The following is a 26,227-nucleotide window of genomic DNA, read 5'->3' as shown; positions in this document are numbered from 1 at the left end:
TGGTGGGTCGTACGGTGGAGGCGTGCGTCCCATCACGAGTATTGAGCGGTCCGTGGCGCCCTTCGAGGTCGTCAGCCCCTTCCAGCCGAGCGGTGACCAGCCGGCGGCGATCGCCGAGCTGGAGCGGCGGATCAGGGGAGGGGAGAAGGACGTCGTGCTGCTCGGTGCCACCGGCACCGGCAAGTCGGCCACCACGGCCTGGATGATCGAGAAGTTGCAGCGGCCCACCCTGGTGATGGCGCCGAACAAGACGCTGGCCGCGCAGCTGGCGAACGAGTTCCGCGAGCTGCTGCCGAACAACGCGGTCGAGTACTTCGTCTCGTACTACGACTACTACCAGCCGGAGGCGTACGTCCCGCAGACGGACACCTACATCGAGAAGGACTCCTCGATCAACGAGGAGGTCGAGCGGCTGCGCCACTCGGCGACCAACTCGCTGCTCACCCGCCGGGACGTGGTCGTGGTCGCCTCGGTGTCCTGCATCTACGGCCTCGGCACCCCGCAGGAGTACGTGGACCGGATGGTGCCGCTCAAGGTCGGCCAGGAGATCGACCGGGACGACCTGCTGCGCCGCTTCGTCGACATCCAGTACGCCCGCAACGACGTGGCCTTCACCCGCGGCACCTTCCGGGTCCGCGGCGACACCATCGAGATCTTCCCGGTCTACGAGGAGCTCGCCGTCCGGATCGAGATGTTCGGCGACGAGATCGAGGCGCTCTACACCCTCCACCCGCTCACCGGCGAGATCATCAGCCGGGACGACTCCGTCTACGTCTTCCCCGCCTCGCACTACGTGGCCGGCCCCGAGCGCATGGAGCGCGCGATCTCCGGCATCGAGAAGGAGCTGGAGGTGACGCTCGCCCGGCTGGAGAAGCAGGGCAAGCTGCTGGAGGCCCAGCGGCTGCGGATGCGCACCACTTACGACATCGAGATGCTGCGCCAGATCGGCACCTGCTCGGGCGTCGAGAACTACTCGATGCACTTCGACGGCCGCGAGCCCGGCTCCGCGCCGAACACCCTGCTCGACTACTTCCCGGAGGACTTCCTCCTGGTCATCGACGAGTCGCACGTCACCGTCCCGCAGATCGGCGCGATGTACGAGGGGGACGCCTCGCGCAAGCGCACCCTGGTCGAGCACGGCTTCCGGCTGCCGTCCGCGATGGACAACCGCCCGCTGAAGTGGGAGGAGTTCCTGGGCCGGATCGGTCAGACGGTCTACCTGTCGGCGACGCCCGGCCCGTACGAGCTGTCGCGCGGCGACGGCCAGGTCGAGCAGATCATCCGCCCGACCGGCCTGATCGACCCCGAGGTGATCGTCAAGCCGACCGAGGGCCAGATCGACGACCTGGTGCACGAGGTCCGCACCCGGGTCGAGCGGGACGAGCGCGTGCTGGTCACCACGCTGACCAAGAAGATGGCCGAGGACCTCACCGACTACATGCTCGGCCTGGACATCCGGGTCCGGTATCTGCACAGCGACGTGGACACCCTGCGCCGGGTGGAGCTGCTGCGCGAGCTGCGGGCGGGCCGGTACGACGTGCTGGTCGGCATCAACCTGCTGCGCGAGGGCCTGGACCTGCCCGAGGTCTCGCTGGTGGCGATCCTGGACGCGGACAAGGAGGGCTTCCTGCGCTCCGGCACCTCGCTGATCCAGACGATCGGCCGCGCGGCCCGCAACGTCTCCGGCCAGGTCCACATGTACGCGGACAGGATCACCCCGTCGATGGAGAAGGCCATCGACGAGACCAACCGCCGCCGGGCCGTGCAGCAGGCCTACAACAAGAAGCACGGGATCGACCCGCAGCCGCTGCGCAAGAAGATCGGCGACATCCTGGACACCCTCGCCCGCGAGGACGTGGACACCGACGAGCTGCTCGCCACCGGCTACCGCAACCAGGGCAAGGGCGGCAAGGGCAAGGCCGCGGTGCCGGCGCTGGGCGCGGACCGCAAGCAGGGCAAGTCCCTGCCGGCCGCCGAACTGGCGGACCTGATCCAGGAGATGACCGACCGGATGCACACCGCCGCGGCGGACCTCCAGTTCGAGGTCGCGGCCCGACTGCGCGACGAGGTCAAGGAGTTGAAGAAGGAGCTGCGGCAGATGCGCGAGGCCGGTGTGGCGTAGCCGCACGCGCGGGGAAACCGCGGGCTTGGCCGGAATGACACCGGTCAAGCCCGGCGGTGTCTCAGGCTTGCCACAAACGGGGAAACCCCGGGGAGCCGGGGGTGCAGCAGGCCCTAGGCTTGCCTGCGGCACCGAGCCCTCGGGACGGGGTGGCGGGCCGTACGCAGAGGGGGCCTCAGCCGGGGGACGGCGACGGGGTGTTCCACCGTGGAGCCGCGCGGGTGTGACCGCGCGGCCGGCAGAGAGGACAACGTCGTGTCGGTGAACCTGGCCAAGGGGCAGAAGGTCAGCCTCCAGAAGGGGCCGGGCAGCGCCCTGTCGGTGGTTCGGATGGGCCTCGGCTGGCAGGCCGCCCCCAAGCGCGGGCTGTTCGGCAGCCGCACCCGGAAGGTCGACCTGGACGCCTCGGCGCTGCTGTACGCCGAGCGGACCCCGTCCGACGTGGTGTTCTTCTCGCACCTGGAGAGCAGTGACGGCTCCGTGCGGCACACCGGCGACAACCTGGAGGGCGGCGCCGGGGCCGAGGACGACGAGGCGATCCTGGTCGACCTGGTGCACGTGCCGGTCAACATCACCCAGGTGGTGTTCACGGTGAGCTCGTACACCGGCCAGACCTTCGCCGAGGTGCAGCGGGCGCACTGCCGGCTGGTGGACGAGGCCACCGGGCTGGAGCTGGCCCGCTACGAGCTGACCGGCGGCGGGCCGCACACCGGGCAGATCATGGCCAAGGTGGTCCGGGACGGCAGCGGCGGCTGGGAGATGCAGGCGATCGGCGCGCCGGCCAAGGGGCGCACCTTCCAGGACCTGCTGCCGGCGATCGAGCCGTACCTCTAGCCGCCGAGAGCCTCCGGGATTCCCCGGGGTCTTTACCTTCTTTACCTTCTCTTGGGTCGGCTGTTACTCTCGCTGGCAGCGGAGGGGAGTATTCCTCGACAGTCGACCCCGTCATCACGGGTGCCCGTCGCGGCACCCCGGGGCGCTGGCCCGACGGGCGGAAGAGACCTCCGGCAGTGACGATGACTGTCTCGCCTACCTGCCGGAGGAGCAGTAGTGGACGTTTCCATGACCATGTGGGTCTCCACGATCCTGGTGCTGATCGCACTGATCGTGGCGGACTTCTTCATCGGAGGGCGCAAACCGCACGAGGTCTCGATCAAGGAGGCCGGGATCTGGACGGCCGTCTGGGTCGCCCTGGCGGTGCTCTTCGGCGGATTCCTCTGGTGGCACTCCGGTGGGCAGCCGGCGGGCGAGTTCTTCGCCGGCTACATCACCGAGAAGTCGCTCAGTGTCGACAACCTCTTCGTGTTCATCCTGATCATGGGCAAGTTCGCGGTGCCCAGGATCTACCAGCAGCGCGTGCTGATGTTCGGTGTGATCATCGCGCTGGTGCTCCGGGCGGTGTTCATCGCCGGCGGCGCGGCACTGGTCTCCGAGTTCTCCTGGGTGTTCTTCATCTTCGGCGCCTTCCTGGTCTGGACGGCCTGGAAGCTGATCAAGGAGGCCCGCGCCGAGGACGAGGGGGAGGAGCACTTCGAGGAGAACCGCGCCCTCAAGGCGATCACCCGCCGCTTCCCGGCCACCGAGGACTACCGCGGTACCAAGCTGTTCGTCCGGGAGAACGGCCGCCGGCTGATCACCCCGATGCTGATCGTCATGCTGGCCATCGGCACCACGGACGTGCTGTTCGCCCTCGACTCGATCCCGGCCATCTTCGGCCTCACCCAGGACGCGTACATCGTCTTCACCGCCAACGCCTTCGCCCTGATGGGCCTGCGCCAGCTGTACTTCCTGATCGGCGGCCTGCTGACGAAGCTGGTCCACCTCTCGTACGGCCTGTCGGTGATCCTCGGCTTCATCGGCGTGAAGCTGGTGCTGCACGCCGCCCACGAGTCGGGCGCGACCTGGGCCCCGGAGATCGGCATCCCGTTCGCCCTGGGCTTCATCGTGCTCGTGCTGGCGGTCACCACCTTCACCAGCCTCCGGGCCACGAAGAAGGCCGACCGCGAGAAGCTCGACGCCTGATCCGCCGAGAGCGTGCCGAGGCCCCCGCGACCACTGCCGGTCGCGGGGGCCTCGGCCGTTGGGCGGGGCGGGCCTACCAGCCGCGCTCGCGCCACTCGTCGAGGTGGGGGCGTTCGGCGCCGAGGGTGGTGTCGTTGCCGTGGCCGGGGTAGACCCAGGCCTCGTCGGGGAGGGCGTCGAAGATCTTCTCGGTGACGTCCCGGTAGAGGGTCCGGAAGGCCTCCGGGTCGCCCCAGGTGTTGCCGACGCCGCCGGGGAAGAGGCAGTCGCCGGTGAAGACGTGGGGGTGGCCCTGGGGGTCGTCGTAGACCAGCACGATGGCGCCCGGGGTGTGGCCGACCAGGTGGCGGACGGTGAGCTCGACCTCGCCGACCCGCAGGGTGTCGCCGTCCGCGAGCAGCAGCTCGGTGGGGACCTCGATGCCCTCCGCGTCGTGCTCGCCGGCGGCGGTGCGGGCGCCGGTGGTGGCGACCACCTCGGCCAGCGCGCCCCAGTGGTCGTGGTGGCGGTGGGTGGTGACCACGGTGCCCAGCTCGTCGCCCACGGTCTCCAGCAGCGCCGGGGCGTCCGCGGCGGCGTCGATCAGCAGCTGCTCGTCGGTGGCCCGGCAGCGCAGCAGGTAGGCGTTGTTGTCGTACGGGCCGACGGCCACCTTGGTGATCATCAGGTGGGCCAGTTCCCGCACGTCCGGCGGTCCGCCGACCTTGACCGCTCCGTGGTACGTCATCCGTTCGCTCCCTCTCCGATGGCTCTTGGGATCATCCTCGCCCCGTCAGCCCATCGGGGGAAGCTGGGGGAGGGCGGTGTCGGGGGTGCGGCGCAGGTCGGCGCCGTCGGAGCGGCCGGAGAGCCAGGCGGTGAGGGCGCGGACCGGGCCCTCGACGGTCAGCGCGGGGGCGCCGGTGCCGATCACGGCGCGGTCCCCGGTGTCCTCGGCGGCGAGGGAGACGGCGGGCAGGTCGGCGTTCCCGGCCAGCGCGGCCGCGATCCGGCCGAACTGGGCGACGGCGAAGGACTCCGGCCACCGCGCCGGGGTGTAGTCGTCGGCGGCCAGGTCGACGTGGTGGAACTCCAGTTCCACCAGGCGCTTGGCCGGGATCTGGTGGGCCGGGAAGACGTAGCCGAAGCGGTGCCTGACCGTCGCCGCCCAGTCCTCGGGGCCCATCAGCGCCGCGGCCTCGGCGAAGCGGGCGTGGGAGTCGCGCAGGTCGGCGAGCTGGACCTCCAGCGGGCGGGGCGCGTCGTCCTCGATGCCCTGGTCGCGGGCCTCGTCGCTGGCGTACTGCGGGATGTCGGTGCCGGTGCGGGCACCGGTCAGCAGGTTGACCAGGGAGTCGGCGTTGCGGGAGAGGTGGGCCAGCACGTGGCCGCGGGTCCAGCCGGGCAGCCCGGAGGGTTCGGCGAGGGCCTCGGGCTTCAGCGCGGCGACGGTGGTCAGCAGGCGCTCGGTGCTCTCCTCGACCTGGCTCAGCCAGGAGGCGGCGGCGGACTGCGAGTCGGTCGGCTGCGAGTCGGTCATCGGATCTGCCTTCTGTGTGCGACGGGGCGTTGCCCGTGGGGGCTTCGCTCGTTGACCCTGCGACGCTATCGCCGAATCCGGCCTCTGAGCAGGGGTTTTTCGGTACGGGTACGGACGGTCCCGAGGCGGGCTTCACTCGTTCGGGTGGTCCCGGCTGGACAAGGTCGATATTCGAACGTCTGAGCTATAGGCTGGCTGCCGCATCCTGGAAGAAGCAGCACATCCCGACGCAAGCCCTCTCGCACCGGAGAAAGGCGCCAGAAGCAGTGGCCGACCGCCTCATCGTCCGCGGTGCTCGCGAGCACAACCTCAAGAACGTCTCGCTCGACCTGCCCCGCGACTCCCTCATCGTCTTCACGGGCCTCTCCGGCTCCGGCAAGTCCTCGCTCGCCTTCGACACGATCTTCGCCGAGGGCCAGCGCCGCTACGTCGAGTCGCTGTCCTCCTACGCCCGCCAGTTCCTGGGCCAGATGGACAAGCCCGACGTGGACTTCATCGAAGGCCTCTCCCCGGCCGTCTCGATCGACCAGAAGTCCACCAACCGCAACCCCCGATCGACCGTCGGCACCATCACCGAGGTCTACGACTACCTGCGCCTGCTGTTCGCCCGGATCGGCAAGCCGCACTGTCCGCACTGCGGGCGCCCGATCGCCAAGCAGTCGCCGCAGGCGATCGTGGACAAGGTGCTGGAGCTCACCGAGGGCACCCGCTTCCAGGTGCTGAGCCCGGTGGTGCGCGAGCGCAAGGGCGAGTTCGTCGACCTCTTCGCCGACCTCCAGTCCAAGGGCTACTCCCGCGCCCGCGTCGACGGCGAGACGATCCAGCTCGCCGAGCCGCCGAAGCTCAAGAAGCAGGAGAAGCACACCATCGAGGTGGTGATCGACCGCCTCACCGTCAAGGACAGCGCCAAGCGCCGGCTCACCGACTCGGTGGAGACGGCCCTGCGGCTGGCCGGCGGCATGGTCGTGCTCGACTTCGTCGACCTCCCCGAGGACGACCCCGAGCGCGAGCGGATGTACTCCGAGCACCTCTACTGCCCGTACGACGACGTTTCGTTCGAGGAGCTGGAGCCGCGCTCGTTCTCCTTCAACTCGCCGTTCGGCGCCTGCCCGGACTGCTCGGGCCTGGGCAACCGGATGGAGGTCGACCCGGAGCTGGTCGTCCCCGACCCGGAGCGCTCGCTGGACGAGGGCGCGATCCACCCGTGGTCGGCCGGGCACGCCAAGGAGTACTTCCAGCGGCTGATCGACGCGCTCGCCGAGGAGCTCGGCTTCCGCACCGACATCCCCTGGGCCGGGCTGCCCGCCCGCGCCAGGAAGGCGCTGCTGCACGGGCACAAGCACCAGGTGGAGGTCCGCTACCGCAACCGCTTCGGCCGCGAGCGCTCGTACAGCACCGGCTTCGAGGGCGCGATCCCGTTCATCCAGCGCCGGCACACCGAGGCGGAGAGCGACAGCAGCCGCGAGCGCTTCGAGGGCTACATGCGCGAGGTGCCCTGCCCGACGTGCCAGGGCACCCGGCTCAAGCCGGTGGTGCTCGCCGTCACCGTCCAGGACAAGTCGATCGCCGACGTCTCCTCGATGTCGATCAGCGACTGCTCCGAGTTCCTGGGCGCGATGAAGCTCAACGCCCGGGACAAGCGGATCGCCGAGCGGGTCCTCAAGGAGGTCAACGAGCGGCTGCGCTTCCTGGTCGACGTCGGCCTGGACTACCTCTCGCTCGACCGCGCGGCCGGCACCCTGTCCGGCGGCGAGGCCCAGCGCATCCGGCTGGCCACCCAGATCGGCTCCGGCCTGGTCGGCGTGCTGTACGTGCTGGACGAGCCGTCCATCGGCCTGCACCAGCGGGACAACCACCGGCTGATCGAGACGCTGGTGCGGCTGCGCGACATCGGCAACACCCTGATCGTGGTCGAGCACGACGAGGACACCATCAAGACCGCGGACTGGGTGGTCGACATCGGCCCGGGGGCCGGCGAGCACGGCGGCAAGGTGGTGCACTCCGGCTCGCTGAAGGAGCTGCTCGGCAACAAGGAGTCGCTGACCGGCCAGTACCTCTCCGGCAAGCGGTCCATCCCGATCCCGGCCACCCGCCGCGAGCGGGACAAGAAGCGCCAGCTGACCGTCCACGGCGCCCGCGAGCACAACCTCAAGGACGTCACGGTCGGCTTCCCGCTCGGCACCCTCACCGCGATCACCGGTGTCTCCGGCTCCGGCAAGTCGACGCTGGTCAACGACATCCTGTACACCCACCTCGCCCGGGAGCTGAACGGCGCCCGCAGCGTGCCCGGCCGGCACACCCGGATCACCGGCACCGACCAGGTGGACAAGGTGGTGCACGTCGACCAGTCGCCGATCGGCCGCACCCCGCGCTCCAACCCGGCCACCTACACCGGGGTGTTCGACCACGTCCGCCGGCTCTTCGCGGAGACGCAGGAGGCCAAGGTCCGCGGCTACCTGCCCGGCCGGTTCTCCTTCAACGTCAAGGGCGGCCGCTGCGAGAACTGCTCGGGCGACGGCACCATCAAGATCGAGATGAACTTCCTGCCGGACGTCTACGTGCCGTGCGAGGTCTGCCACGGCGCCCGGTACAACCGGGAGACGCTGGAGGTCCACTACAAGGGCAAGTCCATCGCCGAGGTGCTGGACATGCCGATCGAGGAGGCGCTGGCCTTCTTCGAGGCCGTCCCGGCGATCGCCCGCCACCTGCGGACGCTCAACGACGTCGGCCTCGGCTACGTCCGGCTCGGCCAGTCCGCGCCGACCCTCTCCGGCGGCGAGGCGCAGCGCGTCAAGCTCGCCTCGGAGCTCCAGAAGCGCTCCACCGGGCGGACGGTCTACGTCCTGGACGAGCCCACCACCGGTCTGCACTTCGAGGACATCAGCAAGCTGATCAAGGTGCTCAGCGGGCTGGTCGAGAAGGGCAACACGGTGATCGTCATCGAGCACAACCTCGATGTGATCAAGACGGCCGACTGGATCGTCGACATGGGCCCCGAGGGCGGCTCCGGCGGCGGCATGGTCGTCGCCGAGGGCACCCCGGAGCAGATCGCGGCCGCCCCGGAGAGCCACACCGGCAAGTTCCTGCGGGACATCCTGCCGGGCGAGTTCGCGGACGCCCCGGTCGCCGCCCCGGCGAAGAGGGCACCGCGCAAGCGCGCGGCCGCCGCCAAGAAGTAGTCCCGCCCGTTCACCCCGCCGCTCCCGGACCCCCTGACAGCCAGGGACGTCCCGGGAGCGGCGGGGTGTGCGCGGCATAGACTTCCGTGGTTCCCCACCGCAGCAGAAGACCGTAGGAGCGCACCGATGTCCGAGGCCCCCGAGACCAGCCCCACCGCCTCCCGCCGCACCCTGCTCTGCGGTGCCGCGGCCCTGGCGGCCGGCGGCACCGTGGCGGTCACCGGGTGCGCCTCCTCCGCCGGCGAGAAGGGCCCCGCCAAGGGCTCCCTCAAGGGCCCGGTCGACCTCGGGCCGGCCTCGGAGGTGCCGGAGGGCGGCGGCAAGGTCTACCGCGAGCAGAAGGTCGTGGTCACCCAGCCCACCGCCGGCGAGTACAAGGCCTTCGACGCCCGCTGCACCCACGCCGGCTGCCTGGTGGACCAGGTGAAGAACGACCAGATCCTCTGCCCCTGCCACGGCAGCCGGTTCGCCGCCGCCGACGGCACCGTGAAGGAAGGCCCGGCCAAGACCGCGCTGCCCGCCTACACCGTCACGGTCGAGGCCGGCAACCTCAAGGTGACCCCGAGCTGACGCAGTTGACCGCCGCCCGACCTCCCCGGTCCCACCTGACGATCTCCGCCCCGCGGCCCCGTCCCCACTCGGTACGGTGGACCCATGGCTGACCCGAGCACCTACCGCCCCGCGCCCGGTGCGATCCCGACCTCCCCCGGCGTCTACAGGTTCCGTGACGCCCACGGCCGGGTCATCTACGTCGGCAAGGCCAAGAGCCTGCGCCCGCGCCTGTCCTCCTACTTCCAGGACCTGGCGGGCCTGCACCCGCGCACCGCGACCATGGTGACCACCGCCGCCTCGGTCGAGTGGACGGTGGTCGGCACCGAGGTCGAGGCGCTCCAGCTGGAGTACTCCTGGATCAAGGAGTACGACCCGCGGTTCAACGTCAAGTACCGCGACGACAAGAGCTATCCGGAACTCGCCGTCACCCTCGACGAGGAGTACCCGCGGGTCCAGGTGATGCGAGGGGCGCACAAGAAGGGCGTGCGCTACTTCGGCCCCTACGGGCACGCCTGGGCGATCCGCGAGACGGTCGACCTGCTGCTGCGCGTCTTCCCCGTCCGCACCTGCTCCAACGGCGTCTTCAAGCGCGCCCGCCAGGTCGGCCGGCCCTGCCTGCTCGGCTACATCGGCAAGTGCGCCGCGCCCTGCGTCGGCAAGGTCACGGCGGACGAACACCGCGCGCTGGCCGAGGACTTCTGCGACTTCATGGCCGGGCGCACCGGCAACTACCTGCGCCGGCTGGAACAGCAGATGCAGGAGGCCGCGGCCGACATGGAGTACGAGAAGGCGGCCCGGCTGCGGGACGACATCGGCGCCCTCAAGCGCGCGATGGAGAAGAACGCCGTCGTGCTCGCCGACGCCACCGACGCCGACCTGCTGGCCGTCGCCGAGGACGAGCTCGAAGCCGCCGTGCAGATCTTCCACGTCCGCGGCGGCCGGGTGCGCGGCCAGCGCGGCTGGGTCACCGACAAGGTCGAGGACGTCGACACCGCCGGCCTCGTCGAGCACGCCCTCCAGCAGCTCTACGGCGGCGGCGAGTCCGTCCCGCGCGAGGTCCTCGTCCCCGCCCTGCCCGAGCCGTCGGAGCCGGTCCGCGAGTGGCTGAGCGGCCTGCGCGGCAGCCAGGTCGACCTGCGCACCCCCCAGCGCGGCGACAAGAAGGACCTGATGGCCACCGTGCAGCGCAACGCCCAGCAGGCGCTCGCGCTGCACAAGACCAAGCGCGCCTCCGACCTCACCACCCGCAGCCGCGCCCTCCAGGAGATCGCCGACGCGCTGGAGCTGGACTCCGTCCCGCTGCGCATCGAGTGCTACGACATCTCCCACCTCCAGGGCGAGGACGTGGTCGCCTCCATGGTCGTCTTCGAGGACGGCCTGGCCCGCAAGAGCGAGTACCGGCGCTTCCAGATCAAGGGCTTCGAGGGCCAGGACGACGTCCGCTCGATGCACGAGGTGATCGGCCGGCGCTTCCGCCGCTACCTCCAGGAACGCGAGCAGACCGGCGAGTGGGCCGTCCCCGAGGAGGACGAGCCCGAGAGCGCCGCCGGCACCCGGGACGACGAGGGCCGCCCCAAGCGCTTCGCCTACCCGCCCCAGCTGCTGGTCGTCGACGGCGGCCAGCCGCAGGTCGCCGCCGCCAAGCGCGCCCTGGACGAACTCGGCATCGACGACGTCGCGCTGTGCGGCCTGGCCAAGCGCCTGGAGGAGGTCTGGCTGCCCGGCGAGGACGACCCGGTCGTGCTGCCCCGCTCCAGCGAGGGCCTCTACCTGCTCCAGCGGGTGCGCGACGAGGCCCACCGCTTCGCGATCAGCTATCAGCGCAACAAGCGTTCCAAGCGACTCACCGCCGGGGAACTGGACTCCGTCCCGGGCCTCGGAGAGACTCGCCGCCGGGCGCTGCTCAAGCACTTCGGCTCGCTGAAGAAGCTCCGGGCCGCCACCGTGGACGAGCTCTGCGAGGTACCCGGCATCGGACGCCGCACCGCGCAGACTGTTGCGGAGGCGTTGTCGTCCCGTACACCCGCCGCACCCGCGGTCAACACCGCGACCGGCGAGATCATCGAGGACGGGGCCGAGCGGGCCGCCGAGCCGGTGGCCGCAGCACCCCAGACCGCACCATCCCAGGAGACGCCATGACGGCCGACGCCCGTCAGCCGGTGCGCCCCGGCCCCGCCCGCCTGCCCGGGCCGGGGAAGGGCGGCCGTGCCGTGCGCGTTCTCCCCAGCAGAAAGACCGAGAGCGGGGAACCGAAGTGACCGTGTCAGACGTGGCCGAGAACGCGCCGGAGCTGGTGATCATCTCCGGCATGTCCGGAGCCGGCCGCTCCACCGCCGCCAAGTGCCTGGAGGACCTCGGCTGGTTCGTGGTGGACAACCTGCCGCCGGCCCTGATCCCGACCATGGTCGACCTGGGCGCCCGTTCCCAGGGCAACGTCGCCCGGATCGGCGTGGTCGTGGACGTCCGCGGGCGACAGTTCTTCGACGACCTGCTCACCTCGCTGGACGAGCTGGAGAAGCGCGGCGTACGGCTGCGGGTCGTCTTCCTGGACTCCTCCGACGAGGCGCTGGTGCGCCGCTTCGAGAGCGTCCGCCGCCCGCACCCGCTCCAGGCCGACGGCCGGATCGTGGACGGCATCGCCCGCGAGCGCGACCTGCTGCGCGACCTGCGCGGCGAGGCCGACCTGGTGATCGACACCTCCAACCTCAACGTGCACCAGCTGCGCGCCAAGCTGGACGCCCAGTTCGCCGACCACGACGAGCCCGAACTGCGCGCCACCGTGATGTCCTTCGGCTTCAAGTACGGCCTGCCGGTCGACGCCGACCTCGTGGTGGACTGCCGCTTCCTGCCCAACCCCCACTGGGTGCCCGAACTGCGGGCCCGCACCGGCACCGACGCGGACGTCGCCGACTACGTGTTCCAGCAGCCCGGAGCCAACGAGTTCCTGGACGGCTACGCCCAGCTGCTGCGCATCATCACCGAGGGGTACCGCCGCGAGGGGAAGCGCTACATGACGCTTGCCGTAGGCTGCACCGGTGGCAAGCACCGCAGCGTCGCCATGTCCGAGCGTCTGACCAAGCGTCTCATCGCCGACGGAGTCGAGACGGTGCTCGTCCACCGTGACATGGGACGGGAGTAACCGCCGCCTCCCTGCCGGGCCCGCCGGCGGAGTGGTCGGCGGGCCGAGGAACGTGAGGTGATGTGTGGCGGGATACGTGCCCGGGCGGCAGCCGCAGAGCAGGACCGGTGACCGGGCGGGCAGCCCGGCCCGGGCCACGGCGCCGAGTCGTCCGCGCAGCAGTCCCGCCCGCGCCAATCCGGCGCCCAGGATCACCGCGCTCGGCGGCGGGCAGGGCCTGTCCGCTTCGCTGTCCGCGCTGCGCCGGCTCACCAGCGACCTCACCGCCGTGGTCACCGTCGCCGACGACGGCGGCTCCAGCGGGCGGCTGCGCGAGGAACTCGGCGTGCTGCCCCCCGGCGACCTGCGCAAGGCGCTGGCCGCGCTGTGCGGGGACGACGACTGGGGCCGCACCTGGTCCGAGGTGATCCAGCAGCGCTTCACCGGCAACGGCGAGCTCGGCGGCCACGCCGTCGGCAACCTGCTGATCGTCGCGCTCTGGGAGAAGCTGGGCGACCCGGTGGCCGCGCTGGAGTGGGTCGGCCGGCTGCTCAACGTCCAGGGCCGGGTGCTGCCGATGTCGGCGGTGCCGCTGGACATCGAGGCGACCGTCCGCGGCCACGACCCGCTGCGCCCCACCGAGGTGACGGCCGTCCGCGGCCAGGCCGACGTCGCGGCCACCCCCGGCACCGTGCAGTCGATCCGGCTGCTGCCGGACGGCCCGCCGGCCGTCCCGGAGGCGGTCACCGCCGTACGGGAGGCGGACTGGGTGGTGCTCGGCCCCGGCTCCTGGTTCACCAGCGTGCTGCCGCACCTGCTGGTGCCCGAGCTGGCCAAGGCGCTCACCGAGACCCGCGCCCGCCGCCTGCTCACCCTCAACCTGGCCCCCCAGCCCGGCGAGACCGAGGGCTTCACCCCCCAGCGCCACCTGGAGGTCATCGCCGACCACGCTCCGGAGCTCGCGGTGGATGCGATCCTGGTGGACGAGCGCGCCGTCACCGGCGGGGCCTTCGGCCAGGCCGACCTGGACGGACTGGAGAAGGCCGCCGAACGGATGGGCGCCGCTCTGGTGCTCGGCTCGGTGGCCCGCACCGACGGGACGCCGCGACACGACCCCGAGCTGTTGGCGGCAGCGTACGACCGGATTTTCCGGACACATGGAAGGATCGGGCCATGGCGATGACTCCAGCGGTGAAGGACGAGATCAGCCGGCTCCCGGTCACCCGGGCCTGCTGTCGCAAGGCGGAGGTGTCGGCGATCCTGCGGTTCGCGGGCGGGCTGCACATCGTGAGCGGCCGCATCGTGATCGAGGCGGAGCTGGACACCGGAGCGGCGGCACGGCGGCTGCGCAAGGACCTGCTGGAGATCTTCGGGCACTCCTCGGACCTCGTGGTGATGGCCCCCGGCGGGCTGCGCCGCGGCAGCCGCTTCGTGGTCCGGGTGGTCAAGGACGGCGAACTGCTCGCACGCCAGACCGGTCTCGTGGACGGCCGCGGCCGCCCGATCCGGGGCCTGCCCCCGGCGGTCGTCTCCGGCGCCACCTGCGACGCCGAGGCGGCCTGGCGCGGGGCCTTCCTGGCGCACGGCTCGCTCACCGAGCCGGGCCGCTCCTCCTCGCTGGAGATCACCTGCCCCGGCTCCGAGGCCGCCCTCGCCCTGGTCGGCGCCGCCCGCCGGCTCGGCATCCCGGCCAAGGCCCGCGAGGTGCGCGGCGTGGACCGGGTGGTCATCCGCGACGGCGACGCGATCGGCGCGCTGCTCACCCGGCTCGGCGCGCACGAGTCGGTGCTGGCCTGGGAGGAGCGCCGGATGCGGCGCGAGGTGCGCGCCACCGCCAATCGGCTGGCCAACTTCGACGACGCCAACCTGCGCCGCTCGGCCCGCGCCGCGGTGGCGGCCGGCGCCCGGGTCGCCCGCGCGCTGGAGATCCTCGGCGACGAGGTGCCCGAGCACCTGGCGGCGGCCGGCCAGCTGCGGATGCAGCACAAGCAGGCCTCGCTGGAGGAGCTGGGCGCGCTCGCCGACCCGCCGCTGACCAAGGACGCGGTGGCCGGCCGGATCCGCCGACTGCTGGCGATGGCCGACAAGCGCGCCTCCGAGCTCGGCCTGCCGAGCACCGAGGCCAGCATCACCGACGAGATGGCGATGAACTGAGGTTCCCGCTCACGCTGCGTGACGACCACACGGCCGACGCCCCGCTCGGGGGGCGCCGGCCGTCGGCGTTCACGGGCACCCGCGCGGACTTGTCGACACTCCGAAATTGGTAGAGACCACTGGCCCGAGACCAACTGCCCGGCGGATCAAGGCCGGACGGCCGGAAACCGGGTTTCGGCCGCGCCACGCCCAGTCTCACGAGGCGGCGCGATGTGCCGTCCCAGGCCCCGGAGGGGTAGGGTCGTAGGCGGTCGGGGACTTCCCAAATCTCACCCCCGCCGGGGCTGCGCCCCCGGCGTACCTAACGAGGAGATCGGTTCGTGACGATCCGGGTAGGCATCAACGGCTTCGGCCGCATCGGCCGCAACTTCTTCCGCGCGGTCAAGGCTCAGGGCGCGGACATCGAGGTCGTCGGTGTCAACGACCTCACCGACACGAAGACCCTGGCTCACCTGCTCAAGTACGACACCACCCTGGGTACCTTCCCGGGCGAGGTCTCGCACACCGAGGACAGCATCACCGTCGACGGCCACACCTTCAAGGTGACCGCCGAGCGTGACCCCGCCAACCTCCCGTGGGCCGCCCTGGGCGCCGACATCGTCGTCGAGTCCACCGGCATCTTCACCAAGGCCGAGGCCGCGAAGAAGCACCTCGCCGCCGGCGCGAAGAAGGTCATCATCTCGGCGCCCGCGAGTGACGAGGACGTCACCATCGTGCTGGGCGTCAACGACGACAAGTACGACGCCGCCAACCACCACATCATCTCCAACGCCTCCTGCACCACCAACTGCGTGGCGCCGATGGCCAAGGTGCTGAACGAGAGCTTCGGCATCGTCAAGGGTCTGATGACCACCGTCCACGCGTTCACCAACGACCAGGTGACCCTGGACTTCCCGCACAAGGACCTGCGCCGTGCTCGTGCGGCCTCGCAGAACATCATCCCGACCTCGACCGGTGCCGCCAAGGCGACCGCCCTGGTCCTGCCGGAGCTGAAGGGCAAGCTGGACGGCACCTCGCTGCGCGTCCCGGTCCCGACCGGCTCCATCACGGACCTGGTCGTCACCCTGGAGCGCGAGGTGACCAAGGACGAGGTCAACGCGGCCTTCCAGAAGGCCGCTCAGGAAGGCCCGCTCAAGGGCATCCTGGCCTACACCGAGGACCCGATCGTCTCCTCCGACATCGTGAACGACCCGGCCTCCTGCATCTTCGACTCCAGCCTGACCATGGTCCAGGGCAACCAGGTCAAGGTGCTCGGCTGGTACGACAACGAGTGGGGCTACTCGAACCGGGTCGTCGACCTGGTCACCCTCGTCGGCGGGCAGCTCTGACCTTGCGGGAGCTGACGTGATGTAGGGGCGAGGGCCCGGACGGCGTGCGGTGCCGACCGGGCCCTCGTTCCGCGCTCAAGGACTTCTCAGGCGGCCCCTGCGCCGTGCCGCCTCTGCGCATCAACCATCTCCCCAGGAGAAACCGAATCCCCGTGAAGACCATCGAAGAGCTCATCGAAGCCGGTGTCGAAGGCAAGCGCGTCTTCGTGCGCGCCGACCTGAACGTGCCGCTGGACGGCGACACGATCACCGACGACGGCCGGATCCGCGCCGTCGCGCCGACCATCGCCAAGCTGGCGGCGGCCGGTGCGCGGGTCGTCGTCGCCTCGCACCTCGGCCGCCCCAAGGGCGCGCCGGACCCGAAGTTCTCGCTCGCCCCGGCGGCCAAGCGCCTCGGCGAGATCCTCGGCCAGGACGTCGCCTTCGCCACCGACACCGTCGGCGACAGCGCCGAGGCCGTGGTGGCCGCGCTGGCGAACGGCGAGGTCGCGCTGCTGGAGAACCTGCGCTTCAACGCCGGCGAGACCAGCAAGGACGACGCCGAGCGCAAGGCCTTCGCCGAGCAGCTGGCCGCGCTGGCCGACCTGTACGTGGGCGACGGCTTCGGCGCCGTGCACCGCAAGCACGCCTCGGTGTTCGACCTGCCCGCGCTGCTGCCGCACGCCGCCGGCGACCTGATCGCCACCGAGGTCGGCGTGCTGAAGAAGCTCACCGAGGACGTCGCCCGCCCGTATGTGGTGGTGCTCGGCGGTGCCAAGGTCTCCGACAAGCTCGGTGTCATCGACAACCTGCTGGAGAAGGCCGACCGGATCCTGATCGGCGGCGGCATGGCGTACACCTTCCTCAAGGCCAAGGGCCACGAGGTCGGCATCTCGCTGCTCCAGGAGGACCAGATCCCGACCGTCCTCGGCTACCTGGCCGAGGCCGAGCGTCGCGGCGTCGAGTTCGTGCTGCCGGTGGACGTCCTGGTCTCCGCCGACTTCCCGGACCTCAAGACCAAGGCTCCGGCGAACCCGTCGACCGTCTCCTCGGACGCCATCCCGGCCGACCAGGAAGGCCTGGACATCGGCCCGAAGACCCGCGAGCTCTACGCGGCCAAGCTGGCCGACGCGGGCACGGTGTTCTGGAACGGCCCGATGGGCGTCTTCGAGCACCCGGACTACGCGGGCGGCACCAAGGCCGTCGCGCAGGGCCTGCTCGACAGCGACGCGTTCACCGTGGTCGGCGGCGGCGACTCCGCCGCGGCCGTCCGCACCCTGGGCTTCGACGAGAACGCCTTCGGACACATCTCGACCGGCGGCGGCGCCAGCCTTGAGTACCTGGAGGGCAAGACCCTCCCCGGTCTCGCCGCTCTGGAGGACTGAAACACATGACCGACCGTCTCCCGCTGATGGCGGGCAACTGGAAGATGAACCTCAACCACCTTGAGGCCATCCAGCACACCCAGAAGCTGGCCTTCGCGCTGGCCGACAAGGACTACGAGGCCGTCGAGGTCGCCGTCCTGGTGCCGTTCACCGACCTGCGCTCGGTGCAGACCCTGGTCTTCGGCGACAAGCTGAAGATCAAGTACGGCTCGCAGGACATCTCGCAGCACGACGGCGGGGCCTACACCGGCGAGGTCTCCGGACCGATGCTGGCCAAGCTCCAGTGCACCTACGCGGTGATCGGCCACTCCGAGCGCCGCCAGTACCACGGCGAGAACGAGGAGATCGTCAACGCCAAGGTGAAGGCCGCCTACCGCGCCGGGGTCACCCCGATCCTGTGCGTCGGCGAGCCGCTGGAGATCCGCAAGGCCGGCACCCACGTCGAGTACACCCTGGCCCAGCTGGACGGCGGCCTGGCCGACGTCCCGGCGCACCAGGCCGAGTCGATCGTGGTCGCGTACGAGCCCGTCTGGGCGATCGGCACCGGCGAGGTGGCCACCCCGGAGGACGCCCAGGAGGTCTGCGCGGCGATCCGCCAGCGGATCGCCGAGCTGTACGACGCCGAGCTGGCCGGCAAGGTCCGGGTGCTGTACGGCGGCTCGGTGAAGTCGTCGAGCGTGGCCGGTCTGATGGCCAAGCCCGACATCGACGGCGGTCTGGTCGGCGGCGCCTCGCTGGACGCCGAGGAGTTCGTCAAGATCGTGCGCTACCGTGAGCAGGCAGTAGGCTAACGCCGCCGCAGCAACGTAGGCTTTGGGGCCGGACCGCCGTACGCGGCCCGGCCCCTTCGCCGAAGATACGAGAGAGTTGGTCCCGTCGTGGTTCTCGGGTTCTCGATTGCCCTGATCATCTTCAGTCTGCTGATGATCCTTCTGGTGCTGCTGCACAAGGGGAAGGGCGGCGGCCTGTCGGACATGTTCGGCGGTGGCGCGATGTCCACCGGCGGTGGCTCGGCGGTGGCCGAGCGCAACCTGGACCGCATCACCGTCGTGGTCGGCCTGGGCTGGTTCGCCAGCATCATCGTCCTCGGCCTGCTGATGAAGACCTCGGTCTGACGTATTCCTGACGCCCCGTCTCCCGAGCGCCTATCCTGGAGCGGTCGGGTGCGGAGGCGATGGTGGCGGATGCTTAACTCCTGCTTACACTAGGACGACTTTCGCCACCGACGCGCACCGCGGCGGGTCGGCGCACCAGTACGCAGGGAGTCAGACCGTGGCAAGTGGCAATGCCATCCGTGGCAGCAGGGTCGGGGCCGGCCCGATGGGCGAGGCGGAGCGCGGCGAGTCCGCCCCGCGCAACCGGATCTCCTTCTGGTGCGCGAACAAGCACGAGACCCGGCCCAGCTTCGCGGCCGAAGCGGCCATCCCGGAGACCTGGGACTGCCCGCGCTGCGGCTTCCCGGCCGGGCAGGACCAGCACAACCCGCCGGCACCCTCGCGCAACGAGCCGTACAAGACCCACCTCGCGTACGTCCGCGAGCGGCGCACCGACGCCGACGGCGAGGCGATCCTGGCCGAGGCGCTGGCGAAGCTGCGCGGCGAGATCTGAGTCCGAATACCGCGAAGGGCGCCACCGTCGAACGACGGTGGCGCCCTTCGGCGTTGCCGCTCCGTCAGGCGGAGGCCGGCGGGTAGAGCTGCGGCGGGATCTTCTCCGCGGCGGCGCGGTCCAGCAGCCACAGGGTGCGGCTGCGGCCGTACGCGCCGGAGGCGGGCGCCTGGAGCTCGCCGGGGCCGGACAGGGCCAGCGCGACCGCGCCCGCCTTGTCCTCGCCGGCCGCCAGCAGCCAGACCTCACGGGCGGAGCGGATCGCCGGGAGGGTGAGCGAGACCCGGGTCGGCGGGGGCTTGGGGGCCCCGCGCACGCCGACCACGGTCAGCTCGGTCTCCCGCACACCCGGGTGCTCGGGGAAGAGCGAGGCGACGTGGGTGTCCGGGCCGACGCCGAGCAGCAGCACGTCGAAGGCCGGGACGCCGGACCGGTCGCCCGGCTCGGCCGCCTCGGCCAGCTCCGCGGCGTAGCGGGCCGCGGCGGCCTCCACGTCCGAGCCGTCCTCCCCGTCCGAGGCGGGCATCTCGTGCACCCGCGCCGGGTCGAGCGGGACGGCGTCCAGCAGCTCGGCGCGGGCCTGGACGGCGTTGCGGTCCGGATCGGCGGCGGGCACGAAGCGCTCGTCGCCCCACCACAGGTCCAGCCGGCCCCAGTCGACCGCGTCGCGGGCCGGGGAGGCGGCGATCGCGGCCAGCAGGGCGTTGCCGTTGCGGCCGCCGGTGAGCACCACCGACGCGCTGCCGCGGGCGGCCTGGGCGTCCACGATCCGGGTGATCAGCCGGGCCGCGGCCGCCTGGGCCATCAGCTCCTTGTCCCGGTGGACGACCAGCTGCGGGGTCGCGTTGGTCATTCGGCTTCCTTGGCGGTGCGCTTGCCGGCGGCCTTGCGGCCGGGCTTGCGGTCCGCCGAGCCGGCGGTCACCCGCTCCGGGTTGGCCACGGCCGCCTCGGCGGCCTCCTCGACGGCCTCCTCCGCGACCTCCCGGGCGACCTTCTCGGCCGCCTCGATCTCGGCGTTCTCCGGCTCGTGCAGCTGCTCGACGGGCGTGCGCACGGCCGTCGCGTAGATGTCGTCCGGGTCCAGCCGGCGCAGCTCCTCGGCGATCAGCTCCGAGGTCTCGCGCCGCTTGAGGGCCACCTGGCGGTCCGGCGAACCGGGCATGGACAGCGTGGCCAGCAGGCCGTCCGGGCGGTCCAGGGTGATGTCCCCGTCCTTGGTGCGCAGGTGCACCGCGGTGATGCCGGGGCCGTTGGTGACGACCCGCTCGACCGGCACCTGGAGCCGGTTGTTCAGCCAGAGGCCGAGCAGCTCGACGCTGGGGTTGTAGGACTCGCCCTCGACGACCGCGGAGACGATCGTGGACGGCCGCTGGTCCAGCGCGGCGGCCAGCATCGAGCGCCAGCCGGTGATCCGGGTCCAGGCCAGGTCGGTGTCGCCCGGGGTGTAGGCCTGCGAGCGCTGGGCGAGCTGGCCGACCGGGGACTCGGCGGTGACGGCGTCGGTGATCCGGCGCTGGGCGAGCGCGCCCAGCGGGTCCTGGGCCGGGTGCAGCGGAGCGTTGTCCGGCCACCAGACGACGGTCGGGGCGTCCGGCAGCAGCAGCGGCAGGACGACCGACTGGGCGTGCGAGGCGAGTTCGCCGTGCATCCGCAGGACGACCGTCTCGCCGGAGCCGGCGTCGGAGCCGACCAGGATCTCGGCGTCCAGCCGGGTCTCGGCGCGGGCCCGGGGCGAGCGCCCGGCGCGCTTGATCACCGCGAGGGTGCGCATCGGGTGCTCGCGGGAGGCGTCGTTGGCGGCCTTGAGGGCGTCGTAGGCGCTGCCCTCGTCGGTCACGATCACCAGGGTGAGCACCATGCCGGCGGCGCCGGAGCCACGGGCCCGGCGCGCCTCCATCAGCGCGGCGTTGATCTTGCTGGACGTCGTGTTGGTGAGGTCGATCTTCATGGCCGGCGCCAGCTCCTGCCGTCTCGTGCGAGCATCTCGTCCGCTTCGACGGGGCCCCAGGTCCCCGCCGCGTACTGGGCGGGCTTGCCGTGGGTGTCCCAGTACTCCTCGATCGGGTCGAGGATCTGCCAGGAGAGCTCGACCTCCTGGTGGCGCGGGAACAGGTTGGCGTCGCCGAGCAGCACGTCGAGGATGAGCCGCTCGTACGCCTCCGGGCTGGACTCGGTGAAGGACTCGCCGTAGGCGAAGTCCATCGTGACGTCCCGGACCTCGAAGGAGGTGCCCGGCACCTTGGAGCCGAACCGCACCGTCACGCCCTCGTCCGGCTGGACCCGGATGACCAGGGCGTTCTGCCCCAGCTCCTCGGTCGCGTAGGAGTCGAAGGGCAGGTACGGGGCGCGCTGGAAGACGACCGCGATCTCGGTGACCCGGCGGCCCAGGCGCTTGCCGGTGCGCAGGTAGAACGGGACGCCCGCCCAGCGGCGGTTGTTGATCTCCAGCTTGATGGCCGCGTAGGTGTCGGTCTTGGACTCGGGGTCGATGCCGTCCTCGTCCAGGTAGCCGGCCACCTCCTCGCCGCCCTGCCAGCCGGCCGCGTACTGGCCGCGCACGGTGTGCCGGCCGAGGTCGGCCGGGAGCTTGACGGCGCTGAGCACCTTGAGCTTCTCGGCCACCAGCGCCTTCGGGTGGAAGGAGGCCGGCTCCTCGATGGCGGTGAGCGCCATCAGCTGGAGCAGGTGGTTCTGGATGACGTCACGGGCGGAGCCGATGCCGTCGTAGTAGCCGGCCCGGCCGCCGATGCCGATGTCCTCGGCCATGGTGATCTGCACGTGGTCGACGTACGACCGGTTCCAGATCGGTTCGAACATCTGGTTGGCGAAGCGCAGCGCCAGGATGTTCTGGACCGTCTCCTTGCCCAGGTAGTGGTCGATCCGGAAGACCTCGTCCCGGGGGAAGACCTCGTGGACGACCTTGTTGAGCTCCTGGGCGCTCTTCAGGTCGTGGCCGAAGGGCTTCTCGATGACGGCGCGGCGCCAGGAGCCCTGCGGCGGGTCGGCCAGACCGTGCTTCTTCAGCTGCTGGACGACCGTCGGGAAGAACTTCGGCGGGACGGACAGGTAGAAGGCGAAGTTGCCGCCGGTGCCCTGGGCCTTGTCCAGCTCCTGGATGGTCTCGCGCAGCTTGTCGAAGGCCTCGTCGTCGTCGAAGGTCCCGTGGACGAACCGCATGCCCTTGGCGAGCTGCTGCCAGACCTCCTCCCGGAACGGGGTGCGGGCGTGGTCCTTGACCGCGTCGTGGACCTCCTTGGCGAAGTCCTCGTCGTCCCACTCGCGGCGGGCGAAGCCGACGAGGGAGAAGCCCGGCGGCAGCAGACCGCGGTTGGCCAGGTCGTAGATGGCCGGCATCAGCTTCTTGCGGGACAGGTCGCCGGTGACCCCGAAGATGACCAGACCGGACGGCCCCGCGATGCGCGGGAGCCGTCGGTCGGAGGGGTCGCGAAGCGGGTTGACGGGGGCGGACGGGAGGTCGTCCACGTCCGATACCGGCGTCAACTCCGGGAAATCAGTGCTCACGTGATGGGCTCCGCTTTCGTGCGCTGGCTGTGAGCAGGGGTCACTTCTCGTCGGCGAAGGCGGCGAGCGAGGCGGTGACGGTGTCGAGCAGCTCCTTCCAGGACTGCTCGAACTTCTCCACGCCCTCGTCCTCCAGGAGCTGGACGACGTCGTCGTAGTCCACGCCCGCGGCGGCGATCGCGTCCAGGACGGCCTTCGCGTCCGCGTAGTTGGGGACGATGGTGTTGCCGGTGACCACGCCGTGGTCGGCGGTGGCGTCCAGGGTGGCCTCGGGCATGGTGTTGACGGTGCCGGGGGCGACCAGCTCGGTCACGTACAGGGTGTCCGGCAGGGCCGGGTCCTTGACACCGGTGGAGGCCCACAGCGGGCGCTGCGGCTTGGCGCCGGCGGCCTCAAGAGCCTTCCAGCGGGCGCTGCCGGCGGTCTTGCCGTCGACGCTGCCGAAGACCTCCTCGTACGCCTGGTAGGCGAGGCGGGCGTTGGCCAGGGCGGCCTTGGAGCGCAGGTTCTTGGCCTCGCCGCCGACCTTGTCCAGGCGCTTGTCGATCTCGGTGTCGACGCGGGAGACGAAGAAGGAGGCGACCGACTCGATCTGGGAGAGGTCCAGGCCCTTGGCCTTGGCGGACTCCAGGCCGGTCAGGTAGGCGTCGATGACGGCCTTGTAGCGCTCCAGCGAGAAGATCAGCGTGACGTTGACGCTGATGCCCTTGCCGATGACCTCGGCGATCGCGGGCAGGCCGGCCTTGGTGGCGGGGATCTTGATGAAGACGTTCGGGCGGTCGACCAGCCACCACAGCTGCTTGGCCTCGGCGACGGTGGCCGCGGTCTCGTGGGCCAGGCGCGGGTCGACCTCGATGGAGACCCGGCCGTCGCGGCCGTTGGAGGCGTCGTAGACCGGGCGCAGCACGTCGGCCGCGTCGCGCACGTCCGAGGTGGTGATCATGCGGATCGCCTCGTCGGTGGTGACCTTGCGGACGGCGAGATCGCGCAGCTGGCCGTCGTAGGAGTCGTCGCCGGCGCCGGCGATGGCCTTCTGGAAGATGGTCGGGTTGGTGGTGACGCCCACCACGTGCTTGTTCTGCACCAGTTCGGCCAGGTTGCCGGAGTTCAGCCGCTTGCGGCTGAGGTCGTCCAGCCAGATCGCAACGCCTTCGTCGCTGAGGCGCTTCAGTGCGTCAGTCATGGTGCTTCAGTCCCTTGTTTCTTCTGCTTCGTGGTGGTGGTCAATGGGGCCGGGCCTTCGACGTGCGGGTCTCGGGCCCGGCCGGGGGTGCCGCTAGCGGTTGACGGCTTCGAGCGAGCGCAGGGCGTTGTGGGCCTCGGCCACCACGCGCTCGGCCGTGATGCCGAACTCCTCGAAGAGCACCTTGTAGTCGGCGGAGGCGCCGAAGTGCTCCAGCGAGACGATCCGGCCGTGGTCGCCGACCAGCTCGCGCCAGCCCTGGGCGATGCCGGCCTCGACCGAGACGCGGGCCTTGACCGACGGCGGCAGCACGCTGTCGCGGTACGCCTGGTCCTGCTCCTGGAACCACTCGAAGGACGGGAGCGAGACCACGCGGGTGGCGATGCCCTCGGCCTCCAGCACCTCGCGGGCCTGGACGGCCAGCTGGACCTCGGAGCCGGTGCCGATCAGGATCACCTGCGGGGCGCCGGTGGAGGCCTCGGCCAGGATGTAGCCGCCCTTCGCGGTGCCCTCGGCGGAGCCGAAGACCTCGCGGTCGTAGGTCGGGACGCCCTGGCGGGTCAGGGCCAGGCCGACCGGGCCGGGGTGGCTGGTCTGGCGCTCGATGACGGTGCGCCAGGCGACGGCGGTCTCGTTGGCGTCGGCCGGGCGGACCATGGCCAGGCCCGGGATGGCGCGCAGCGAGGCCAGGTGCTCGACCGGCTGGTGGGTCGGGCCGTCCTCGCCGAGGCCGATCGAGTCGTGCGTCCAGACGTAGGTCACCGGCAGCTTCATCAGGGCGGCCAGGCGGACGGCCGGGCGCATGTAGTCGGCGAAGACCAGGAAGGTGCCGCCGTACACGCGGGTCCTGCCGTGCAGGGCGATGCCGTTCATGGTCGAGCCCATGGCGTGCTCGCGGATGCCGAAGTGGATCGTCCGGCCGTACGGGCTGGCCGACTTCAGCGGGTTGCCCTCGGGCAGGAAGGAGCTGTCCTCGTCGATGGTGGTGAGGTTGGACTCCGCGAGGTCGGCCGAGCCGCCCCACAGCTCCGGGATCACCGCGCCGAGAGCCTTGAGGGTGTCGCCGGAGGCCTTGCGGGTGGCGACGTCCTTGCCGGCCGGGAAGGTGGGGACGCTCTTCTTCCAGCCCTCGGGCAGCTCGCCCGCCTGGATGCGGTCGAACTCGGCGGCGCGCTGGGCGTCGGCGGCGCGCCAGGCGTCGAAGGACTGCTGCCACTGGTCACGGGCGGCCTTGCCGCGCTTGATGACCAGCCGGGCGTGCTCGATGACCTCGTCGCTGACCTCGAAGGTCTTCTCCGGGTCGAAGCCCAGGACCTTCTTGGTGGCGGCGATCTCGGCGGCGCCGAGCGCGGAGCCGTGCGCCTTGGCCGTGTTCTGGGCGTCCGGGGCCGGCCAGGCGATGATCGTGCGCATCGCGATGATCGACGGACGGGAGGTCTCGGCCTTGGCCGCGGCCAGCGCGTCGGCCAGGACGGCCACGTCGATGTCGCCGTTGGACTTCGGGGACACCCGCTGGACGTGCCAGCCGTACGCCTCGTAGCGCTTGAGGACGTCCTCGGAGAAGGCGGTCTCGGTGTCGCCCTCGATCGAGATGTGGTTGTCGTCGTAGAGGGCGACCAGGTTGCCCAGCTTCTGGTGGCCGGCCAGCGAGGAGGCCTCGGCGGAGATGCCCTCCTCCAGGTCGCCGTCGGAGACGATCGCCCAGATGGTGTGGTCGAAGGGGGACTCGCCGGCCGGGGCCTGCGCGTCGAACAGGCCGCGCTCGTAACGGGCGGCCATCGCCATGCCGACCGCGTTGGCGATGCCCTGGCCGAGCGGGCCGGTGGTGGTCTCCACGCCGGCCGTGTGGCCGTGCTCGGGGTGGCCCGGGGTGCGGCTGCCCGCGACGCGGAAGGCCTTGAGGTCGTCCAGCTCCAGGCCGTAGCCCGACAGGTAGAGCTGGGTGTAGAGGGTCAGGCTGGTGTGCCCGGGGGAGAGGACGAAACGGTCGCGCCCGACCCAGGACGGGTCGGTCGGGTCGTGGCGCAGGAAACGCTGGAAGATCAGGTATGCGGCCGGGGCCAGCGACATCGCCGTCCCGGGGTGTCCGTTGCCGACCTTCTGGACGGCGTCCATCGCCAGTACCCGCGCGGTGTCAACCGTGCGCTCGTCCAGGTCGGTCCACTCGAATGCGTTCGTCGGCGCAGTGCTCACCCTGTCTCAGGGCTCCTTCCATTGTGAAGAGTGACCCCGTGAATAGGGGACCGGGTCGGCCACGACGCTGTGGTCCCGACGTTGGGTGGTGCCGGTCACGGAGGGTAGATCCCGCTTCTGCGTGCGAGCCTACCGTCCGGGCCGAGCCTCACCCTCCGTGCTGGGAGAACCGGTAATTACCCAGTCAGATTCCCGCTGAGGTCCGACTGGTTTTATCCCAGACTCTCCCGATTCTCGAACCGGCGCCGCTCCGATGGTCAGGAAGGGCTAGCGGGGCCCCTCCGGGGGCGCCCGACGGCCCCGCCCGGCGGGTTCACCCGGGGGTGTGCGATCCGCCTCGCCGGGGGACCCCGGAGCGGGA

21 protein-coding genes are annotated in these 26,227 nt (G+C 71.1%); 14 read left to right on the top strand and 7 right to left on the bottom strand.

The genetic code is table 11. From position 1 onward, the window contains the following. The first annotated feature begins 22 nt into the window (after positions 1 to 22). The 3 genes from uvrB to QWJ13_RS24695 all read left to right on the top strand — a co-directional run bounded on the left by uvrB (position 23) and on the right by QWJ13_RS24695 (position 4,144). Positions 23 to 2,122 carry an excinuclease ABC subunit UvrB gene (gene uvrB, locus QWJ13_RS24705; RefSeq protein WP_316527130.1) on the top strand — a complete coding sequence of 700 codons (2,100 nt, stop codon included), beginning with the start codon at positions 23 to 25 and terminating at the stop codon, positions 2,120 to 2,122. Positions 2,123 to 2,377: 255 nt separating this feature from the next. Next, complete coding sequence (locus QWJ13_RS24700; protein WP_316527128.1) at positions 2,378 to 2,956, top strand: TerD family protein; 579 nt, start codon at positions 2,378 to 2,380, stop codon at positions 2,954 to 2,956. A gap of 216 nt (positions 2,957 to 3,172) precedes the next feature. Continuing rightward, a complete protein-coding gene (locus QWJ13_RS24695) occupies positions 3,173 to 4,144 on the top strand; it encodes a TerC family protein (RefSeq protein WP_316527127.1) in 972 nt (323 codons plus the stop codon). 73 nt (positions 4,145 to 4,217) lie between these two features. Here QWJ13_RS24695 and QWJ13_RS24690 read toward each other — a convergent pair whose 3' ends face one another. Both QWJ13_RS24690 and QWJ13_RS24685 read right to left on the bottom strand, forming a co-directional pair. Then, positions 4,218 to 4,871, bottom strand: a complete 654-nt coding sequence (locus QWJ13_RS24690) for an MBL fold metallo-hydrolase (RefSeq protein WP_316527126.1) — start codon at positions 4,869 to 4,871, stop codon at positions 4,218 to 4,220. A 45-nt stretch (positions 4,872 to 4,916) separates the two neighbouring features. Further along, positions 4,917 to 5,663: a maleylpyruvate isomerase family mycothiol-dependent enzyme gene (locus QWJ13_RS24685; RefSeq protein ID WP_316527125.1), complete on the bottom strand. Its 747-nt coding sequence runs from the start codon at positions 5,661 to 5,663 to the stop codon at positions 4,917 to 4,919. Positions 5,664 to 5,929: 266 nt separating this feature from the next. On the opposite strand from QWJ13_RS24685, the gene uvrA reads away from it, so the two are divergent. The 11 genes from uvrA (at position 5,930) to QWJ13_RS24630 (ending at position 18,966) form a co-directional block, all read left to right on the top strand. After that, entirely contained in the window at positions 5,930 to 8,842 is a 2,913-nt protein-coding gene (uvrA, locus tag QWJ13_RS24680; RefSeq protein WP_316527123.1) for an excinuclease ABC subunit UvrA, read from the top strand. A 126-nt stretch (positions 8,843 to 8,968) separates the two neighbouring features. Continuing rightward, the gene (locus QWJ13_RS24675; RefSeq protein ID WP_316527122.1) at positions 8,969 to 9,412 is read left to right on the top strand and encodes a Rieske (2Fe-2S) protein; all 444 of its coding nucleotides are present in this window, start codon (positions 8,969 to 8,971) and stop codon (positions 9,410 to 9,412) included. An 84-nt stretch (positions 9,413 to 9,496) separates the two neighbouring features. Then, positions 9,497 to 11,533 (top strand): excinuclease ABC subunit UvrC, encoded by a 2,037-nt coding sequence (gene uvrC, locus QWJ13_RS24670; RefSeq protein WP_316527121.1) that lies wholly within the window; start codon positions 9,497 to 9,499, stop codon positions 11,531 to 11,533. A gap of 115 nt (positions 11,534 to 11,648) precedes the next feature. Further along, the gene (gene rapZ / locus QWJ13_RS24665; RefSeq protein ID WP_316527120.1) at positions 11,649 to 12,533 is read left to right on the top strand and encodes an RNase adapter RapZ; all 885 of its coding nucleotides are present in this window, start codon (positions 11,649 to 11,651) and stop codon (positions 12,531 to 12,533) included. A 64-nt stretch (positions 12,534 to 12,597) separates the two neighbouring features. Next, on the top strand, positions 12,598 to 13,695 hold the full coding sequence (locus tag QWJ13_RS24660) for a gluconeogenesis factor YvcK family protein (protein ID WP_432277593.1): 1,098 nt from the start codon (positions 12,598 to 12,600) through the stop codon (positions 13,693 to 13,695). Next, a complete protein-coding gene (gene whiA, locus QWJ13_RS24655; RefSeq protein ID WP_316527119.1) occupies positions 13,686 to 14,666 on the top strand; it encodes a DNA-binding protein WhiA in 981 nt (326 codons plus the stop codon). Before QWJ13_RS24660 ends, whiA begins: the two co-directional genes overlap by 10 nt. A 320-nt stretch (positions 14,667 to 14,986) precedes the next feature. Continuing rightward, the gene (gap, locus tag QWJ13_RS24650; RefSeq protein WP_316527118.1) at positions 14,987 to 15,994 is read left to right on the top strand and encodes a type I glyceraldehyde-3-phosphate dehydrogenase; all 1,008 of its coding nucleotides are present in this window, start codon (positions 14,987 to 14,989) and stop codon (positions 15,992 to 15,994) included. Between the two features lie 152 nt (positions 15,995 to 16,146). Continuing rightward, positions 16,147 to 17,358, top strand: a complete 1,212-nt coding sequence (locus QWJ13_RS24645) for a phosphoglycerate kinase (RefSeq protein WP_316527117.1) — start codon at positions 16,147 to 16,149, stop codon at positions 17,356 to 17,358. 5 nt (positions 17,359 to 17,363) lie between these two features. Beyond that, positions 17,364 to 18,149, top strand: coding sequence for a triose-phosphate isomerase (gene tpiA / locus QWJ13_RS24640; RefSeq protein WP_316527115.1), 786 nt, complete (start codon positions 17,364 to 17,366; stop codon positions 18,147 to 18,149). An 87-nt stretch (positions 18,150 to 18,236) separates the two neighbouring features. Further along, positions 18,237 to 18,473, top strand: a complete 237-nt coding sequence (gene secG, locus QWJ13_RS24635; protein WP_316527114.1) for a preprotein translocase subunit SecG — start codon at positions 18,237 to 18,239, stop codon at positions 18,471 to 18,473. 205 nt (positions 18,474 to 18,678) lie between these two features. After that, positions 18,679 to 18,966 (top strand): RNA polymerase-binding protein RbpA, encoded by a 288-nt coding sequence (locus QWJ13_RS24630; RefSeq protein ID WP_223245297.1) that lies wholly within the window; start codon positions 18,679 to 18,681, stop codon positions 18,964 to 18,966. Positions 18,967 to 19,030: 64 nt separating this feature from the next. Here the strand turns inward: QWJ13_RS24630 and pgl are convergent, their stop codons facing one another. The 5 genes from pgl to tkt all read right to left on the bottom strand — a co-directional run bounded on the left by pgl (position 19,031) and on the right by tkt (position 25,866). After that, on the bottom strand, positions 19,031 to 19,819 hold the full coding sequence (gene pgl, locus QWJ13_RS24625) for a 6-phosphogluconolactonase (RefSeq protein ID WP_316527113.1): 789 nt from the start codon (positions 19,817 to 19,819) through the stop codon (positions 19,031 to 19,033). Beyond that, on the bottom strand, positions 19,816 to 20,916 hold the full coding sequence (gene opcA, locus QWJ13_RS24620) for a glucose-6-phosphate dehydrogenase assembly protein OpcA (RefSeq protein WP_316527112.1): 1,101 nt from the start codon (positions 20,914 to 20,916) through the stop codon (positions 19,816 to 19,818). Before opcA ends, pgl begins: the two co-directional genes overlap by 4 nt. Further along, complete coding sequence (gene zwf, locus QWJ13_RS24615) at positions 20,913 to 22,451, bottom strand: glucose-6-phosphate dehydrogenase (protein WP_316527394.1); 1,539 nt, start codon at positions 22,449 to 22,451, stop codon at positions 20,913 to 20,915. The genes opcA and zwf overlap by 4 nt, the downstream gene beginning before the upstream one ends. 79 nt (positions 22,452 to 22,530) lie before the next feature. After that, positions 22,531 to 23,673: a transaldolase gene (gene tal, locus QWJ13_RS24610; RefSeq protein ID WP_316527111.1), complete on the bottom strand. Its 1,143-nt coding sequence runs from the start codon at positions 23,671 to 23,673 to the stop codon at positions 22,531 to 22,533. A gap of 93 nt (positions 23,674 to 23,766) precedes the next feature. Continuing rightward, entirely contained in the window at positions 23,767 to 25,866 is a 2,100-nt protein-coding gene (gene tkt / locus QWJ13_RS24605) for a transketolase (RefSeq protein ID WP_316527109.1), read from the bottom strand. Positions 25,867 to 26,227 lie beyond the last annotated feature (361 nt).

The sequence above is a fragment of the Kitasatospora brasiliensis genome (genome assembly GCF_032654805.1).
GTDB lineage: Bacteria > Actinomycetota > Actinomycetes > Streptomycetales > Streptomycetaceae > Kitasatospora > Kitasatospora brasiliensis.
The sequence above is the reverse complement of the archived record's forward strand: the minus strand, read 5'-3'. Positions and strand labels throughout refer to the sequence as shown.